Genomic DNA, 16,874 nt, shown 5'->3' on the forward strand with positions numbered 1-16,874 from the left:
TCACTTTGCCTTGCGGGCCGTTTCCATCTCGTACGGCTTCATCACCAAATCCTTGGAAACAATCACACGCAGCGGCCAGCCGGGCCGCACTGTGATGGTAGGCTGTACGTCGAGTTGACGCTCGATGAGCCGCTGACCCGCTCTATTGGTCGTCTGTTGAACGCTTTCGCGCAGCGCCTTGACCAAATCGCTTTCGTCGTTGCCGAACGACAGCTGGGTCCCCACACCAATCAGTGTTGCCAGGCCAATCCCCTTGAGCAACTGCCAGGTATGGAAATCAACCTCGTCCTCCAGACCAGCGTATCCCGCGACGTCTGTCGCCGGCAGATTCTCGATGACGATCGAATTGCCATTCGGCAGGATTAGTCGTGTCCAAACCACAAGCGCTCGCTTCTGGCCGAAAGCCACGACGCTGTCGTATTTTCCGAAGAGCCGCGTCCCCTGTGGGAGGAGGAGATGCTCGCCGGTCACGGTATCGTAGACGTTTTCCGTTACCTGCGCGATCGTCGATCCCGGCAGATCGGAATTTAACCCAGTGATAAGGCTGGCCGGAATGATCGATCCCGCCATGATTGCATAGGGCGACGGCGCAGCCGCCAGTGCGTGCGGATTGGTCGTTTCCTTGTCGGCTTTGGAGCCAACGAAAGCGAGCTTGCGCGCCTGGGACGATGGAATGATTTCACTGGAGCGATCGTTCAAGCCTTGAGCCTTCGCTAGGAGATCAGCCGTCGTGGAAGTGTTATCGGCCTGTGCCGGACGGAATGCCGAAGGCGGTTCATTGGCTGTGACCCCATCCACCGGCTGTTTGCGCCGGTCCTGCTTGTCGGACAGCCGAAACAGCAGGCCCGACTCCTTGGCCTGTTGCGCAATACGGGCCTGACGGATGCGCTCTGCCCGCTCAACATCCCGTTCCGGATCAGCCTGGAACGGAGTTTCAGGCGGACCTCCTCCTATTTTCTTCTCACTCTCGGCGAAAGCGCGACCGATATCGCCGGGCGACGGTGGGCCCAGCTTCGGCGGCAAGTCCTGGTAGGACTTGGGCAGCTTGGCGAGCCCGTCAGCCGTCTGCTTGCGCTCGGTATTGTACAATTCGGTTCGCTCAGTGGGTTTGAACATCCGGGGCGGACTGAGCGCGATGATCGTCGCCCCCGCGACGAACAACGCGGCGACCGCGCAGCCAATCATGAGGGTACGCTTGTTGAGACGGCGGATCGGCCGCGGCCGTGCCCGCAATTCCAGCCGTTCCGGTGGCACCTTATCGGAATCCTCGGTCACGAGGCGCCCCCGGTGCTGAAGATCTGTGAGACCGGGCGCGCATCGGTGCGGATAATCCGGACCGTGCGCTGGGGATTCTCGCCAAGGCGAAGCTCGGCGGCGCCGAACATCCGGTCGACAATGTAGTAGGAACCTCGCACGCGATAATTGACAAGGTTGGGCCGGCCATCGGCGCCGGCGACGAACAGCGGCGGCGCTTCGCCCTGCGAGAGACCCGACGGCATCTGAATGAAAACCTTGTGGCCATCGTCGAAGGCACGAAGCGGCCGCCACGGCGGATCGTCCCCCTCGATGCGATAGCGGAAGTTCAAGCTGTCCAGCCGCACACCGCGATCAGCGACACGTTCCGTGGCTTCCTGCGCCGCCTGGTTTTGCTTGTGAATCGCGACCAGGCTATCGGTCGGATAGGTCCAGGAGATCGAGGCCATGTAGGTTTGTTTGGTGGAGACTAGTTCGAGGTGGTAGGCGCGCCGGTCGGTCAGGACCACAAGATTGGTCTGAATATCCGGCAGCGTCGGCTTGACCAGGATATGAACGCGCCGTGTGCTCCCCTGCCCGCTGATGGTGTCAGCGATGACCCACCGCACGGTGTCGCCGGTCGAAACGTCGATCAGCTCTTCGGCTGGCTGCAGCACGATGGTGGAGACCTTTTCCGGGCTGGCGTAGAGCCGATAGAGTGCACCTTCGGTCCAAGGATAGACCTGAATGGCATTGATATAGCCTGCCCGGGTTGGTTCGATCCGCGCAGCCTTGTTGGCCGTCGAAATGGCTTGCTCCGGCGGAACCTTCTCGCCTTTCTTGCCTTTGGTCGGCCAAGGCTTGAGTTGGCCAGGTAGCGGCAACACCTTGGATACCTCGACAACCTGAACCGGCGCCGGCGGATCAGTCTCCGGAAGAGCCTTCTCGAAGCTCAACTCGTCGTACGGCGCCTCGAGATTCAATTTTGTGGCGCAGCCCCCAAGCGCAATCGCCACCGCGAAGATGCTCACCGACGCGCGGCTCTTTTTGGCAAAAGACATCATTTTGCTTCTCCGATCAGGTCGCGCGACCAGTTGAGGGAATGAACGTAGAGACCGAGCGGATTTTTCCGCAACGTCTCGGCGCTGGTTGGAGGTTTCAGGATGACCGTCACGACGCCGGTGAAACGCTCGGTCTTTGTCACCGCGCCGTTCTCGTAAGAGCTCTCCATCCAGCGAATCTCGAAACTATCGCCGGATGCACGGACGACCGAGATCACGTCGGCGGTCGCGGTTTTGGTCCCGATCTTGGTGAAGGGGTCGGTTTCGCGGGCATACTCGTTGAGCGCCTGTGCGCCGCGATCGGTGACAAAGTCATACGCCCGAAGCCAGTTCATTCGCACGATGACCGGGTCGATCGACAGCGAGCGGACGTTTTCGATGAAGCGCGCCAGGAAGTGCGCGATCTGCGCATCGGACGGCCGGTAGGTCTCGAATGCCGGACCAACCGCGCGCACCTCGCCGAGGCGATCAACCTCGACCACGTACGGCACGACGCTGGACCGGCCGATCAACGCCGACAGCGTGAGACCCAACACCGTTGAAAGCGCCGTGGCCGCCAGCGCAGCAAGCCGCCAGTTGCTGGCCTGGACGCGGGCCGAGCCCATCCGCTCGTCCCAGACCTGCTGCGCCTTCTGGTAGGGCGTAACAGGTTCCGGCGTATTGCCGTAGCGCACGGACGGACGCTGGAAGGGGTGGAACGCCATGCTGTCAGTCCCCTCTCAGCTTGGGACCGGAGGACTGGCTGCCTTTGTCACCTTCTTTCAGGCTCTGGCTGACGACTCGCGCCGCTTCCTTGACGTGCTGCGCCCGCCGGAACTGGCTAGCAAGACCCGACGGCCTTCCACTGGTTGAGGCGGAGCCGTCACCGCCCGGCCCGCCCGAATTCGCTGGCTGAGAACCCTGGCGGGCGGCATCTGCCACCGAACCAGCCCCACTTGCCGACGTGCCGGCAAGCGAAGCCGCGGAACGCAGCGCGCCCATTGATCCGCCCGCCGCCATCCGCAAACCGCCGAGCGCCAGCGCACCGCCACCGATCGCGACCGCTGCGGCCCCCGCCACTGTGCCGGCAGCTGCACCCGCCCCAAGTTGAGGCGCGCCCGACACCAGACCTGCGGCAATGCCTGGCCCAAAGATGCCGAGCCCGAACAAGGAAAGCGCGGCGAGCAGCAGGCTCATGGCGGAAACAATATCGACCGGCCGGGTCAGCGTCGTGGAAAGCTCGCCGAAGATGGTCGATCCGATGCCGATGATGATCGCAAGCACCATCACCTTGACGCCGGATGCAATCACATTGCCGAGCGTCTTTTCCGCCAGAAAAGACGTCTTCCCCCAGAGCGCAAACGGCACCAGGATGAAGCTTGCAAGCGTCGTCAGCTTGAACTCGATCAAGGTGACGAACAACTGGACCGAGAGGACGAAGAATGCGAGGACGACAACGATCCAGCAAAACAACAGGATCAGGATCGTGGGCAGATTGGTCAGCATGTCGAAGCCGGAGAACTGGCCGGTTTCCTCCAGCAGCGGATGCGCTGCGGTGAATCCCGTCGAGGCCACGAAGCCTGGCCGCATCAGATCCGCCGCGCTCAGCGACCCGCCGCTTGCTTTCAGCCCGATACTAGAGAACGAGCTGAAGACGATGCCGGCAAGCGACTTGAAGTTGCCAATGATGAAGGCGAAGGCCCCGACATAAAGCACCTTCTTGGCAAGCGTCACCATGATGTGATCGTCGGCGCGCAGGCTCCACGCAAGGCCGGCAAGCGTCAAATCGATGACAACCAGCGTCGAGCTCAGAAACGCAACGTCGCCGCCGAGAATTCCGAACCCGGAATCGATATAGCGCGAGAACGTATCGGTGAAACGGTCGATGACCGCGAGATCCGCCATGGCCCCCTCCTCTAGCGTCCGGTGTAAGCGCGGCCGTCTCCGATAAAGCGGGTAAAGCGTTCGCGCCCGGCCGCCGCTGAAGCCTGCTGCTCAACCGCTCGCAAGGCTTCGGCCCGGGCTTGGGTCGCGACCAATGCCTGGGCCTGCAACGACTGCTTGACCTGGAGCGCCAGCAACTCGTTGCCGGACTGCTGGGCCTGCAGCGACCCGACGGCGCCCGAAGAATTCGCCATCAGGATCCGGAGCGTCTGCCCGTCCTGGTCCAGCGCGGAGGCAATCGCGGCCTGTGTCACCAGCGTTTGCTTCAGCGCCTGATAGGTGTTGTCCCAGCGGGCTGTTGCGTCCTGCACCATCCGATCTGAAGACACGGCGGCGGTATACTGGCGAGGATAAAACCGTTGAAAGTCGCCCTGGGTTTTCTGAACGTCGAACGAGATGCCCTTGGCCTGGGCGATCAGGCTGTTGATCTCGTTAATCTTCGAGGTGAGTTGGCCGACGACGCTGCCTGGCAGGCTCGTCAGGTTCCTGGCGCCGTTGATCAGCATCTGCGCCTCGTTTTCGAGGCTCCTGATCTGATTATTGATCTGATCCAACGCCCGCGCGGCGGTCAGAATATTCTGGCTATAGTTCGAGGGATCGAACACGACGATCTGCGCTCCGGGTCGTCGTGACCCACTCACCGTAACCATCAGTGCCAGTCCGATTGCGACGACGCTGGTCGCCAGTTTTCGTGGAGCGGTTTTGCCGAACAGCTTTTCCAGCATCAGATGGACTCCGGACTTGAGGATAAGGATTGCAGGCAGCGCGTGGGATCACGCGTCTCTGACCTGTTCGAAGGTGCTGATCAGATTGGCTGCCCACTGCAGATCGCGGGCAGCGAGGTAGCTTTTCGCAAACTGGCTGGGGCCGAATTTTGCGAATAATGCTTCAATCAGGCGCTGATCTTCGGGCGATGAAGCCGCCGCAAAGGCAAGCGCAACTGGACCGAGCCCAAGCTCAAACAGGCGATTGCCGGCGCGCGATTGCAGGTAATAGTCCCGCTTCGGGAAGGCTTCAGCGATCAGGCGTACTTGCGCATCGTTAAGACCGAAACGGCGGTAGGTTTCCGACTGGGCGGGCTCAAGCGCCCGGGGGTTCGGCAGGAAGATCCGGGTTGGGCAGGATTCAATGATCGCCGGCGCGATCTTACTGTCGGCAATGTCGCTGAGCGACTGGGTCGCGAAGACAACAGCGACATTCTTCTTGCGGAGCGTTTTCAGCCATTCACGGATGCGATCGGCGAACAAGGGATCGTCCAGGAACAACCACGCCTCATCCAGGACCAGAAGCGTCGGCCGGCCATCAAATCGCGCCTCGAGTGCATGAAACAGATAGGTCAGCACGGGCGCCACCAGCCCCGGCAGCGCCATCAGTTCCTCCATCTCGAACGTCAGCACATCGGCGCCGGACAGTTTGTCCGCGTCGGCATCAAGAAAGCGTCCGTAAGGCCCTTCAAGCGTGTAAGGCGTCAGCGCCTGGCGCAGGGCGTCGCGTGCCAGCAGCGCCACCAGGCCGGTCATGGTGCGCTCGGCAATGGGCGCCGAGCCAAGGCTCTTCAAGGCCGACCAGATCGTCTCCTTGACCTCGGGCGTGATGAGAACCCGTTCATGGGCAAGGACGCCACACAACCAGTCAAGCGTCCAGAGCCGCGCTCCCTCGTCGTCGACATCCCGGAGTGGCTGGAACGCCAGCCCACCCTTCACGCCCAGCTCATACCAGGCGCCGCCGAGCCCAAGCGTCGCCGCGCGAGCCGAGCGACCCTTGTCGAAGATCGCAAGCTGGGATCTTTGGTAGCGGCGGAATTGAAGCGCCAGCACCGACAGAAGGACGGATTTACCCGCACCCGTCGGGCCAACGATCAGGCTGTGGCCGACATCGCCGACATGCAGTGTCAGGCGAAACGGCGTTGCACCCTTGGTCTTGGCCAAGAGAAGCGGCGGTCCATCCAAGTGTTCGCAGCGCGCCTCGCCTGCCCAAACGGCAGACAAAGGACACATATGAGCCAGGTTGAGGGTGTGGACAATCGGCTGACGCAGGTTGGCGTAGGCCTGCCCGGGCAGGCTGCCGAGCCAGGCTTCCACCGCGTTGACGTTCTCCCGAATGGTCGTGAAACCGCGGCTGTTGATGACGCGTTCCACCGCGCGGATCTTTTCGTCGGCTGCGTAGGAGTCTTCATCGTGAACGGTGACTGATGTCGTGATGTAGCCGAACGCCACGAGGTCATCGCCGAGTTCCTGGAGCGCCGCTTCCGCGTCCACTGCCTTGTTATCCGCATCCGTGTCCAGCAAGGCAGCCTGCTCGTTGAACATCACCTCCTTCAGGATGGCGCCCAAGGATTTGCGCTTGGCGAACCATTGCCGCCGGTAGCGGGAAAGGGCGGCCTGCGCTTGCGTACGGTCGAGTGGCAGGAAGCGCGTGGCCCACCGATAGGCGACGCCAAGCCGGTTCAAATCGTCTAGCACCCCCGGAAACGTAACGGCCGGAAAGCCCAGAACGGTTACGGTGCGCAGATGGCTACGCCCGATCGCTGGCGAGAGACCGCCGGTCAGCGGCTCATCGCAAAGGAATGCGTCAAGATAGGCCGGAATTCCCGGAACTTTGACGGGATGCCGCTTCGTCGACACGCAGCTGTGCAGATAGGTCAGCGTGTCCTGGTCGTCGAGCGGGGCAATTTCCGGCAGAACCGACGAGAGCAGATCGACGGCTCTGTCGGTCTCCTGAATGAAGCGCTGGAGATGCTCCTGGTAGCCGCTCTTCCGTGCGCCGGGTTGCGGCGGTTGACCGTCGCTTGAGTGATCACTTCCCGGCAGATTGTGATCAGCCCCGTGGCGCGAGCGATGGGTCCATTTCCCAAATAGGCGAGACAGCGGGCTCAAGCCGACCGTTTGGTTGCCCGGACTTTCCAGAAACATAGCTTCCAGCCGTGAGACCCGCTCCACCGGCGGCAGGTACATGAATGTAAGATGCGCGGTGCTCTCAAAATGTTGGCCTTTGTGGTGCGAAGGGTCGTCCCATGCCGCGTCGACTGTTCCTTCAAAGGATGCGCGTCGCTCCTCGTCGACCAGCCAGGACACCGCATCGGGAAATTGCGACCGCGGATATTCCGAGGCCGGCACCCGGGTGGCATCAAAGAACAGGGCCCAGCCCGAGCCAAACCTTTTCAGGACATTGTTGACGCGGGATACGGCGCTCATCAATTCCGCTTCGGTCGCGCTATCGAGATCTGGACCGCGGTAACGAACCGTTCGCTGGAAACTGCCATCCTTGTTCAGGACAATTCCAGGCGCAATGAGACAGGCCCAGGGCAACCAGTCGGCCAGCCGATGGGCGTGGGAGCGGAATTCGCGCAAATTCAGCATGCAAGCCAACCCTTGTGCTTGGTGTGGCGGACAGCGACGTCGACAAAGGCTGGATCGCGCTTGCCTAACCAAACTGCGATGCCGTGCCCGACGATCCAGAGCACCAGGCCCGCGAGCCAGAGCCTCAAGCCGAGGGCAAGTACGGCCGAAATCGTGCCAAGCAGGATTGCGGCGGCGCGCGGCGCGCCGCCGATCAAAATCGGCTCGGTCAGCGAGCGGTGAAGAACAAGCTCAAAGCCGTCGGGCCGCATCAGATCAGCGCTCCACCGCCGAACGAGAAGAACGACAGAAAGAACGAGCTGGCCGCAAAGGCGATCGACAGACCGAACACGACCTGAACCATCTTCCGAAACCCGCCGGACGTATCGCCAAAGGCAAGCGATATCCCCGTCACCGTGATGATGATGACAGCTACGATCTTGGCGACCGGCCCTTGCACGGATTCCAGAATGCGCTCGAGCGGCGCTTCCCACGGCATGCCAGAGCCCGCCGCCCATGCGGTCGATGCCGTAAGCAGGCTGACGATGGCGCCGGCGCCGAAGTCGACGATGACAGGTTGGACAGCATGGCCAAGCCGTCCAGAGCAACCAAGCGTGGCTGAGACCTGAAGTCTGAATGTCATGAACTTTCTCCGGATCCTGTTCAGGGGTGATTGACGAGGTTCGGCAGGCCGGGCGGTATCTCCAGGACATAGTCGCCGGAAAGATCGAGACCTCTGACCTCAACGGCTGTCTCGATGCGGCGTCCTGGACCCCGCCCCTTGATGAAGACCACGAGATCGATCGCCTCGGCGACCAGGCGGCGTGGAACGGTCGTTACCGCTTCCTGGACCAGTTGCTCGATCCGATAGAGCGCCGCGCGCGCGGAGTTCGCGTGTACGGTTGCGATCCCACCGGGGTGGCCGGTGTTCCAGGCTTTCAGCATGTCGAGGGCTTCCGCTCCCCGGACCTCACCCACGACAATCCGGTCGGGGCGCAGCCGCAGGGTGGAGCGCACGAGATCAGCAAGCGATGCAACGCCGGGCTTAGTCCTCAGCGCGACCGCGTCCCTGGCGTCGCACCTGAGTTCGCGGGTGTCCTCGATGATGATGACGCGCTGGTCGAGACCTGCGAGCTCGGCCAGCAGCGCATTGGCGAGCGTGGTCTTGCCCGAGCCGGTCCCGCCAGCGACCAGGATATTTCGCCCCTGTGCAATCGCCTCGCTGAGTATCCTGGCCATCGCGGGCGACGCGATCTGCGCTTTGACATAGTCCGACAGACGGAACGTCGTGGTGGCGGGCTTGCGAATGGCAAAGCAGGCCGCAAGCGCCACCGGTGGCAACAGCCCCTCGAACCGCTCGCCGGTTTCGGGCAGTTCAGCCGAGACGATCGGAAACGACCCGCTGGCCTCGGCGCGGACGTGACTTGCAACGAGACGGATGATCCGCTCGGCCTCGCTGGGTGTCAGGACCACTCCGGTGTCGGCCCGCCCGGAACCATGGCGATCGAGCCATAGCCGGCCATCGGGATTGACCAGAACTTCAACCACGTCCGGTTCATCGAGCGCCAAAGCGATTGCCGGCCCCATGGCGGTCCGCAGCATGTTGCGGCGACGCTGTCGGGTCTCGGACGAGAGGAGATCAGACATTGCCGATCCCCTCTCGTCCTTCCGGAGAATGCTCCGGCGGCTCACCCGTTGCCTTAACGGCACGGGAATCGGCTTGGGTTGCGGCTGTCGCCTGGCCCAGCGGCGCCCCCTCCTCCAGATTCCGCATGAACAGATCAGGATTGAAGCTGTTGACCCGCTCCATCACGTCGGCCACGAGCCGGCCACCCGCGGCGACGCGTTTGCCGATCTGTGCGACGAACATCTCGAAGCGTTCGCGCCCCAGGGCCCGCGCGGCGTCCTGGTCGCCCGACGGCAATGGCGGCGTAATCGTGAGGTAGTAGCGGACAAAAAGCGCAATGGTTTCAGCCGTGATCGAGAGATCGCGCTCGATCTGGCCGAACTGCCGGCTCATGCGGTCGAGACGCCGCACCAGGGCTGCATCGCCGCTTGGATCGCGCTCCGGATTAAGAAAACGATCGAGTGCTGCATCGACGATTGCCGACTTGTTGGTTCCTGGTCGGCTCGCCGCCAGCGCGAGGCGTTCGGCAACATGGTCGGAGAGATAGACGGATAGTTTCGGTTTCATCGCCTGGCCCATCAAAAAGCTGGAAGAAGATCGTCGTCGTCGCGCGTCACCGCATGGGCGCGACGAACCGTGGCCGGACCACTGGCGGCGCGCTGGATTTGGTCGCGATCGGAGGCAGCGTCGGAATCGTCTTCGAAGAGGCGTTCCTCGCCAGAAGAAATCTCGCCTATGCCAGGCGCCGGCTCATCAAAGGGAGTCAGCTGCTGCTTGAGCCCACCCTCCACCTCGGAGTCCTGCGTCAGCTCACGTATCGGAAGCGTTGCCGTCCGAAGATCGACTTGCCTTCGCTGATCCTGCCAATCATGAGGTCTCGTTGGTGGGCAATCGGGATAGAAGCCGCTAGCGAGCCGTGGCGCCGGAAGCACCCGCGTGGCGAAATTTGCGTCCTCATAATGCCTCAGCTTCTGGGCGCGGACAGGCGCAAGCCCTGACACGAGAACGATTTCCTCGCCATGGGGGAGTTGCATCACCTCCCCTGGCGTCAGCAGCGGCCGTGCAGTCTCCTGCCGGCTGACCATGACGTGCCCGAGCCAGGGCGCGAGCCGATGGCCGGCATAGTTTCGCTGCGCCCTGAGCTCCGTGGCGGTTCCGAGTGCATCCGAGATGCGCCTGGCCGTACGTTCATCATTGGCCGCAAACGCGATCCGCACATGGCAATTGTCGAGGATGGCGTTGTTCTCGCCATAGGCCTTGGCGATCTGGTTGAGCGACTGCGCGATCAGGTAGGCACGGATGCCGTAGCCCGCCATGAATGCCAGCGCGCTCTCGAAGAAATCAAGCCGCCCCAACGCGGGGAACTCGTCGAGCATCATCAACAGCTGCCGCCGCCTCGGCGCTCCGCCATCTGTGTTCAAGGTTTCGGTAAGGCGGCGGCCGATCTGATTGAGGATCAGCCTGATCAAGGGCTTGGTGCGGCTGATGTCGGAGGGCGGCACCACGAGATAGAGCGTGACTGGCCTGTCGGCGGTAACGAGGTCGGCAATCCGCCAGTCGCAGGCCTCCGTATTGCGGCCGATGGTCGGATCCCGATAGAGGCCGAGGAAACTTACCGCAGTCGACAGCACGCCGGAGCGTTCATTCTCGGACTTGTTAAGCAATTCCCGCGCGGTTGCCGCGACCACGGGATGAACCTTCGGTGCCTCCTTCGTGCCAAGATGGTTGGTCGCCATCATGAGCCGCAATGTCTTCTCGAACGACCGGGCGGGGTCGGCAAGGATTTCGGTGACGCGGGTGAGTGTCTTGTTCTCCTCGACGTAGAGAACGTGAAGGATCACCCCGACAAGCAACGCGTGGCTGGTTTTTTCCCAATGGGTACGACGCTCAAGCGCGCCTTCCGGATCGACCAGAATGTCGGCGATGTTCTGAACGTCCCGGACTTCAACAGCCCCCTTGCGTACCTCAAGCAGCGGATTGTACCGGGCGCTCCTGGTGTCTGTCGGGTCGAACAACAGGCAATGCGAAAACCGCGACCGCCAACCGGCGGTCAGGTGCCAGTTCTCGCCCTTGATGTCGTGAACCACGGCTGACGAGGTCCAGCAAAGCAAAGTCGGCAGCACCAGACCAACGCCCTTGCCCGAGCGCGTTGGCGCAAAGCACATCACATGTTCCGGACCGTCATGACGGAGATATTCGCCATCGATGCGACCAAGGAAAACGCCTTTGGCTTGGAATAGGCCGGCGGCCGCGATCTCCTTATGTGTCGCCCAACGGGCCGACCCGTAAGTCGTGACCAGCTGATTTTGGCGGGCGCGCCACACGGAATTGACGACCGCAAACAGCGCACCTGCGATTCCTCCACCGGCAGACATAGCGCCGGCGCGTTCGAAGATCTCGGGCGCGTACGCTTCGTACGCGTACCACCACTCGAACAGCCGCCACGGCAGATAAACCGGATAGCCCGACAGCGTGAACCAGGACGAGCCTAGACCGTCCTGATAGCCGAGCGCGCTGGCCGTCCACTGCGTCGCGCTCCATGTAGAGGCAACGACGAGGCCGAAGACGACGGCGATCTGTCCCACGTAGATTTTTGCCGGAAACATTCTTGGTCCCATTCACAGCGCGACGTGAACGGCGCAATGAAGAGGGCGAGAACGCTGCACATTCAATCGAAATAAAATTTGCGCTTCGCAACGAAATCCACGCTGATCAAACGCGACCTGACGTGATCATGCGCACTACGTTTTCAGCCTATGTCAGGAAACACTTCAACAGCTTGTCAATGGTGTGACGACGTTGGCTCACGCTTCCAGCATTGAACTGGCACGCACGATGACTCACAGAGCATTCCGATCGGAACATCGCGACTCGGCGATCTCCATGCCCCGGTGTTCCTCCGATTCTAGCACGGCAATCCTGGATCTTGAGCCTATTTGAAAGGTGCTGGCAGCTCGCGGAATACTCGGGACCATACCCCCGCGTCATTTTGGGCGGAGCGTCGCGGCATCGGTTTGCTTGTCGGCAAGATCGTAATCGGCAAGCTTAGAGCCGAGTTCGGTTACGCCCTTGGCAAGTTCAGCTCGAAGCAAATTCTGGAAGTCATCGTCGTAGATCGCGATGCTTGTGCGGATTGCGGCTCTCCATTGATCGCCGCGGTCCCAAGCTTCTGTAAAAGCAGAAGCAAGATCGGCATGCTGCCGGTTCGCGATCATCGCTTCGATCATTGACCGGGCCTGAAGCCGGTCCTTCGAGCTCTTGGCGGTTGCGTCGCGATCCTCCTTCCGGCGGGATCCGACAATGAGTTTATGAATGGCGTACCGCTCCGGTGACGGGATGAGGACTGGCACACCGGGACCGTGCAGCAGCACAGCGCGGATGGGCTCGTAGATCAGGTAGTCGAGAAAACGCAGCGGGAATGCGGCCGCTCCGCCCAGCGATGGCATCGGAACGGGCTTGCCTGCCTGGTCGTCGGACCACTGATTGGGCGTCAGGAATTCCACCTTGAATTTGTCCCTTGAGACGAACTGGGTGGAGACCCTGCCGTCGACCCGGCTCGGAATCTCGCGAAAGGTCGGATCGACCTGTCTAAGCACGTCGAGAATGGGTGGTATGGAATCCTTGATGGCCACCGAGATTTCGTGGAATTGCGCAAAGTCGGCATCGCCAGTCTGCATGGCGGTCGCGTCAAGGCGCGTCCCGAGAACGGCCGAGTAACATTGGTAGGCAACGGTGCCGACGAGCACGCCCCTCATGCGGAAGAAGCCGGCCTTTCCCAGGCCTTCCACGACCTGACCTGCCATCGGCAGCGGACGCGGCAGGTAAGCCTCGCGCGTCAGCGTGGAGACGAGACGGCGGCGCCCTCTCAGGTCGGCCTTCAAATCCTTGAACGCCTCGACCCTTTTGGTGATTTCGGGATCGTCAACCGGACCGACGTAGCGGCGGTCCTGCGGGCCGCCCTCGGGCTTGGGAGAATCGAAGTACCAGTATTTCTTGCCCTTGACCTCCACGGCCACAAACCGGCCGTTGGAGGAAAACTCCGAGGTGAAGCTCTCGTCGAGGCTGCGCTGGACCAATTCGGAATAGAGCGTCTGGTAGGTGACATCGAGGCGCTTTGCAGTAGCCATGTCGGACAGTCCGATATACTATTTTCGCAAGAATAGTATAACTCCTGGAACCCTATTGCAAGCTACGTTATACTAATATCGCTAAAATAGTATAATCCCTTAAATATCAACACCTTGCCCGTATTAATTATCACGGCAGCGAATTATAAGCCCAAGCCGCGCTTCACTCCGATCGACCAGGAGATCCCTTCGCCGCCGACGACGCCGGTGACCGCCTGCCCCTTGGCCCGCTCAAGCACTGGCCGCCAGGGCACGAGATTGAAATCACGCGCGCGCTCAATCAGCGCGAAGCGACCGCTGCTGAGGGTCAGCATGCGGCGATAGGTGCCGGTGACCCGATCGCCCGGCTTGGTCTCGGTGTAATCAAGACCGGTCTCGCGCGTCATGCGCACCGCGACCTCGGCCAGCTCCCGCCGCTCCAGCGTTTGGAGCAGATTGCGCGCGTACGCAATCCGTCCGCCCTGCTCGCGCGCAAGGCCCTGCTCCAGCAACCATTGCCGTCGCAAACGAAGCGCCCCCTCAAACTCCGATCCCGGCCCGGTCGACGCGATCACCTCCGGCGACCTGGCAACGAGTTGCCGATCGAGCCAGGTCGCGCCAGACGCGCCGGGCAGTTCGCCAAGGCTCTGCCAGGACAGCACGTTGATCCGCGCGGGGTTGCGCGATCGCTGCGCGGCCTCGAACCGGGTTGCGCGCTCAAGATGGTCCGCACCAACGGACCAGTCCTCGCTCGCAGAGCGCTCGACCAGACCTTGCCGCCGCATGGCTTCCAGCCGGCGAACATGCGCCTGAATATATTCCCGGGAAGCCTTCGGATCGAAGGCTAGATGCAGTTCCGTACTATAGACGCCGTGGTTGCGGCGAGCGACGTCAGCGATGGTTCGATCGACGTTGCGTGGGCTGACGTCGCGCGCGCGAACCTCGACGATCGTATTTCGGATCAGGGGTTCGTCGGCGGCTTGCCGTACGCCGAGATCGGCGTAATGCGTTCGCCCGTCGATCCCATCCACGATCACATACCGGCGGTCGTGCAACTCGTCAGAGATCCCTTCCGCGACCAGCCGCCCGGTTATCCGCGCGACGCCGGCTTGTCCGTCGAAGATCACATGGTCAGCGGCCGCGCGGTGAATTCCTGCGGCGGCGAGATCGCGATGCATCGTCTTGATGATGTCGCCCCGCTCGCCCATCCGCCGCAGCGTCGGCTCCATCTCCGGCATGACCCGCCAGACGCCGGGCGCGGTCTCCTCGGCCAGGCCCATCTGCTCCAGCGTTCGCAACCGCCCCATGCGCATGGCGTCCTGTCGCGGATCACTCTGCAGTCTGGCGGTGAGTCGGAAGGTTTCACCATCCACCTCCCGCAGTATGGCGCGATCAAGCCGGGTGAACCGCTCGGCGCCGACTTCGTTTTCGAGCTTTCGCAATGCGCCCAGTTCGCTCTCCGGGCCCAGCTCGCGGGTAACAAGTTCGCTGGCGCGCGCGCGCATGCCATGGGCGATGTAGTCGCGTGCGATCACAAGATCCTTGCCCCCCTCGTCCTTGCCGCGCACCACGATATGGCTGTGGGGGTGACCCGTGTTGAAGTGATCGACCGCCACCCAATCCAGCCGGGTGCCGAGGTCGGCCTCCATCTGTCGCATCAGGTCCCGCACGAAAGGCCTGAGCTCGGTCATCTCAGCACTGTCTTCGGGAGCGACGATGAACCGGAACTGGTGGCGATCCTGCTCACCTCGCTGCGCGAATGCCCCGCCATCGGCCTGGCTACTGCCGGCATCATACAGCTCGCCCGGCTTGCCTTCACGGGTCACGCCGTCGCGCTGCACATAGCGCAGATGAGCCCTGACGGCGCCGCCTTCGCCGGACTTGATACGGACAATGCGCGCCTTGACGACCACGCGGCGTGCCCCCGCCGGACGTCGGCTCGCGGAAACCGTTCCTTGGGCATGACCGCGGCCGATCCGCGAGCCGCTGAAGTCCGCGCTACGACGCGGCCGCGCGGCGCCAGCCTTCGCCGCGAGCTTGCGCACACGTCCGAGGTAGCCAACGGCCTTGCGTTCGCGGCGGTTGCCGATGCGCCCGAGCCTGACCCTGAGTTCATCGTCGGTGTCCGACACTGCCGCCCTCCAAGATCGTGCTTGAGCATGTGCGTACTCTCTCACCGTGCCGCAAGACGCAGACATATTTCGCTATTTGCGCCAATGCACAGCGGCTCCGTTAGCGGCAATCAACCGGCGGTTTGCACACAAACTCCTGTGCCATCTCCGAGGCTGCCATCCGGACTGGGCTTCCCGGTATGCGTCATAGGCGCCATTCTCGCGCAACCGCGACTAGATCACCGTGAAGCCGTCTCCTCGTCATTGAACAGGCTCGCGTAGACAGGAGAGCCAGCGATGGGCTTCCAGCACGAGCACTAGAACATGCGCGGGCCGTGCGAGGCAGGCATGCGCTGGGACAACGATCCCGCGGCTACGTCAAGACCCAGGATCCACGCGGCACCTTCATCACGGACGCGAACGGGCGCCGGCCGGGTATCTATATTTACTTGTCAGGGTTTCCGAATTTCTGAAATAAGCACCGCTCGATGAGCGATAGCGAAAAAGCCACGCATGCTAAGCGGCTTGTCTGCTTATGCCACGATGGTGGACCACCGTCTTATGGCCGGACGCCGTCAGCTTTGACCCAGGGCAGGCAGCAAGCCGCGGTCGTATGATGTAGAAAATCGGCAGTTCAGCCGACAGGCTCCAGTGTCCAAGCTCGTGCGCGAGCTGCGGTCAAGGTCTGCCGGCGACCTGCGACGCTTTAAGCCGTGCGTAGCTCTCCGATGCCACGCAACAAAGGATCGCGGCCGTCTCTGATCCGATCTATGCGAACACCGCGAGCGACGTCGAAAAGGGACAGTACCGTCGCCCGTTTCAGTACACTCTCGAAACGGAGCCTTCGCCAAACCTGCGCTGGCAATGCGCGATAGGGGCCGGCTGCATTTCATCGACGGGCATCATCGGCTCGCCGCGCTCACGGATTTGACCACGGCACCGAGCCCGCCGAGTTGCCCGGCTCGACGCGCCCCCGAACACTTCACATGAGCGCCAGCCGGGGCAGTAGTCCCTTCCCTCTCGCGACCTCGACCATGTTAGCCACTCGCGCATGCCCCCCGAAAACGTATAGTGCACATTGAGGGGTGTTAGCCGGGCCAAGCGGTTGATTTTGCTCAACCGTTGTAAATCTGCTGGGATCGCCAACTATAGATCATTCAATACAGATACTTAGCGCAAAATCGTTTTGTTCTCTTACTGGAATTCGTGCTGCCGCATGCTGCGAACCGCTACCAACAATTTCAAGCGGTTACCCCAGGGTGCCAACAGTTCCGAGCAGCACGGAAACAGCATGAACCTTCTGGATTCGTTCTGTGCTCCGGTTGCTATCCATTCAACCCGGCCACCTGAGCGGATAAGTATAACCCCGCCAAAGCCGTGAAATCGTGGCGACGAGCGGGACCGACATTGACGGGCAGAACCATCCGCGCACCTCAAGTGCGGCGGTGCGCGGCTCGCGATATCAGTTTTGGTGC

Annotated in this window: 13 protein-coding genes; all 13 read right to left on the minus strand. The window is 62.0% G+C overall.

All coding sequences use genetic code 11. The features are described 5' to 3' along the window. The 13 genes from QUH67_RS22905 to rlxS all read right to left on the minus strand — a co-directional run bounded on the left by QUH67_RS22905 (nt 1) and on the right by rlxS (nt 15,420). Nucleotides 1–1,275, minus strand: a complete 1,275-nt coding sequence (locus tag QUH67_RS22905) for a TrbI/VirB10 family protein (protein ID WP_300941462.1) — start codon at nt 1,273–1,275, stop codon at nt 1–3. Continuing rightward, a complete protein-coding gene (gene trbG / locus QUH67_RS22910) occupies nt 1,272–2,297 on the minus strand; it encodes a P-type conjugative transfer protein TrbG (protein ID WP_300941464.1) in 1,026 nt (341 codons plus the stop codon). The genes QUH67_RS22905 and trbG overlap by 4 nt, the downstream gene beginning before the upstream one ends. Continuing rightward, a complete protein-coding gene (gene trbF, locus QUH67_RS22915) occupies nt 2,294–2,998 on the minus strand; it encodes a conjugal transfer protein TrbF (protein WP_300941466.1) in 705 nt (234 codons plus the stop codon). The genes trbG and trbF overlap by 4 nt, the downstream gene beginning before the upstream one ends. Before the next feature lie 4 nt (nt 2,999–3,002). Next, on the minus strand, nt 3,003–4,178 hold the full coding sequence (gene trbL / locus QUH67_RS22920) for a P-type conjugative transfer protein TrbL (protein ID WP_300941467.1): 1,176 nt from the start codon (nt 4,176–4,178) through the stop codon (nt 3,003–3,005). A gap of 11 nt (nt 4,179–4,189) precedes the next feature. Beyond that, nucleotides 4,190–4,942: a P-type conjugative transfer protein TrbJ gene (gene trbJ / locus QUH67_RS22925; protein ID WP_300941468.1), complete on the minus strand. Its 753-nt coding sequence runs from the start codon at nt 4,940–4,942 to the stop codon at nt 4,190–4,192. A 48-nt stretch (nt 4,943–4,990) separates the two neighbouring features. Continuing rightward, entirely contained in the window at nt 4,991–7,576 is a 2,586-nt protein-coding gene (gene trbE / locus QUH67_RS22930; RefSeq protein WP_300941470.1) for a conjugal transfer protein TrbE, read from the minus strand. Next, nucleotides 7,570–7,827, minus strand: coding sequence for a VirB3 family type IV secretion system protein (locus tag QUH67_RS22935; RefSeq protein WP_300941472.1), 258 nt, complete (start codon nt 7,825–7,827; stop codon nt 7,570–7,572). The genes trbE and QUH67_RS22935 overlap by 7 nt, the downstream gene beginning before the upstream one ends. Then, entirely contained in the window at nt 7,827–8,198 is a 372-nt protein-coding gene (locus tag QUH67_RS22940; protein ID WP_300941473.1) for a TrbC/VirB2 family protein, read from the minus strand. The genes QUH67_RS22935 and QUH67_RS22940 overlap by 1 nt, the downstream gene beginning before the upstream one ends. A gap of 20 nt (nt 8,199–8,218) precedes the next feature. Further along, nucleotides 8,219–9,202, minus strand: coding sequence for a P-type conjugative transfer ATPase TrbB (trbB, locus tag QUH67_RS22945; RefSeq protein ID WP_300941474.1), 984 nt, complete (start codon nt 9,200–9,202; stop codon nt 8,219–8,221). Then, the gene (locus tag QUH67_RS22950; RefSeq protein WP_300941476.1) at nt 9,195–9,761 is read right to left on the minus strand and encodes a CopG family transcriptional regulator; all 567 of its coding nucleotides are present in this window, start codon (nt 9,759–9,761) and stop codon (nt 9,195–9,197) included. Before QUH67_RS22950 ends, trbB begins: the two co-directional genes overlap by 8 nt. Beyond that, nucleotides 9,761–11,788 carry a conjugal transfer protein TraG gene (locus tag QUH67_RS22955; protein ID WP_300941478.1) on the minus strand — a complete coding sequence of 676 codons (2,028 nt, stop codon included), beginning with the start codon at nt 11,786–11,788 and terminating at the stop codon, nt 9,761–9,763. Before QUH67_RS22955 ends, QUH67_RS22950 begins: the two co-directional genes overlap by 1 nt. A gap of 378 nt (nt 11,789–12,166) precedes the next feature. Then, nucleotides 12,167–13,309 (minus strand): nucleotidyltransferase family protein, encoded by a 1,143-nt coding sequence (locus QUH67_RS22960; protein ID WP_300941480.1) that lies wholly within the window; start codon nt 13,307–13,309, stop codon nt 12,167–12,169. Nucleotides 13,310–13,452: 143 nt separating this feature from the next. After that, nucleotides 13,453–15,420 carry a relaxase/mobilization nuclease RlxS gene (gene rlxS, locus QUH67_RS22965; RefSeq protein ID WP_300941482.1) on the minus strand — a complete coding sequence of 656 codons (1,968 nt, stop codon included), beginning with the start codon at nt 15,418–15,420 and terminating at the stop codon, nt 13,453–13,455. Between the last annotated feature and the right edge of the window lie 1,454 nt (nt 15,421–16,874).

It is taken from the genome of Bradyrhizobium roseum (assembly GCF_030413175.1).
In the GTDB taxonomy this organism is placed as follows: domain Bacteria; phylum Pseudomonadota; class Alphaproteobacteria; order Rhizobiales; family Xanthobacteraceae; genus Bradyrhizobium; species Bradyrhizobium roseum.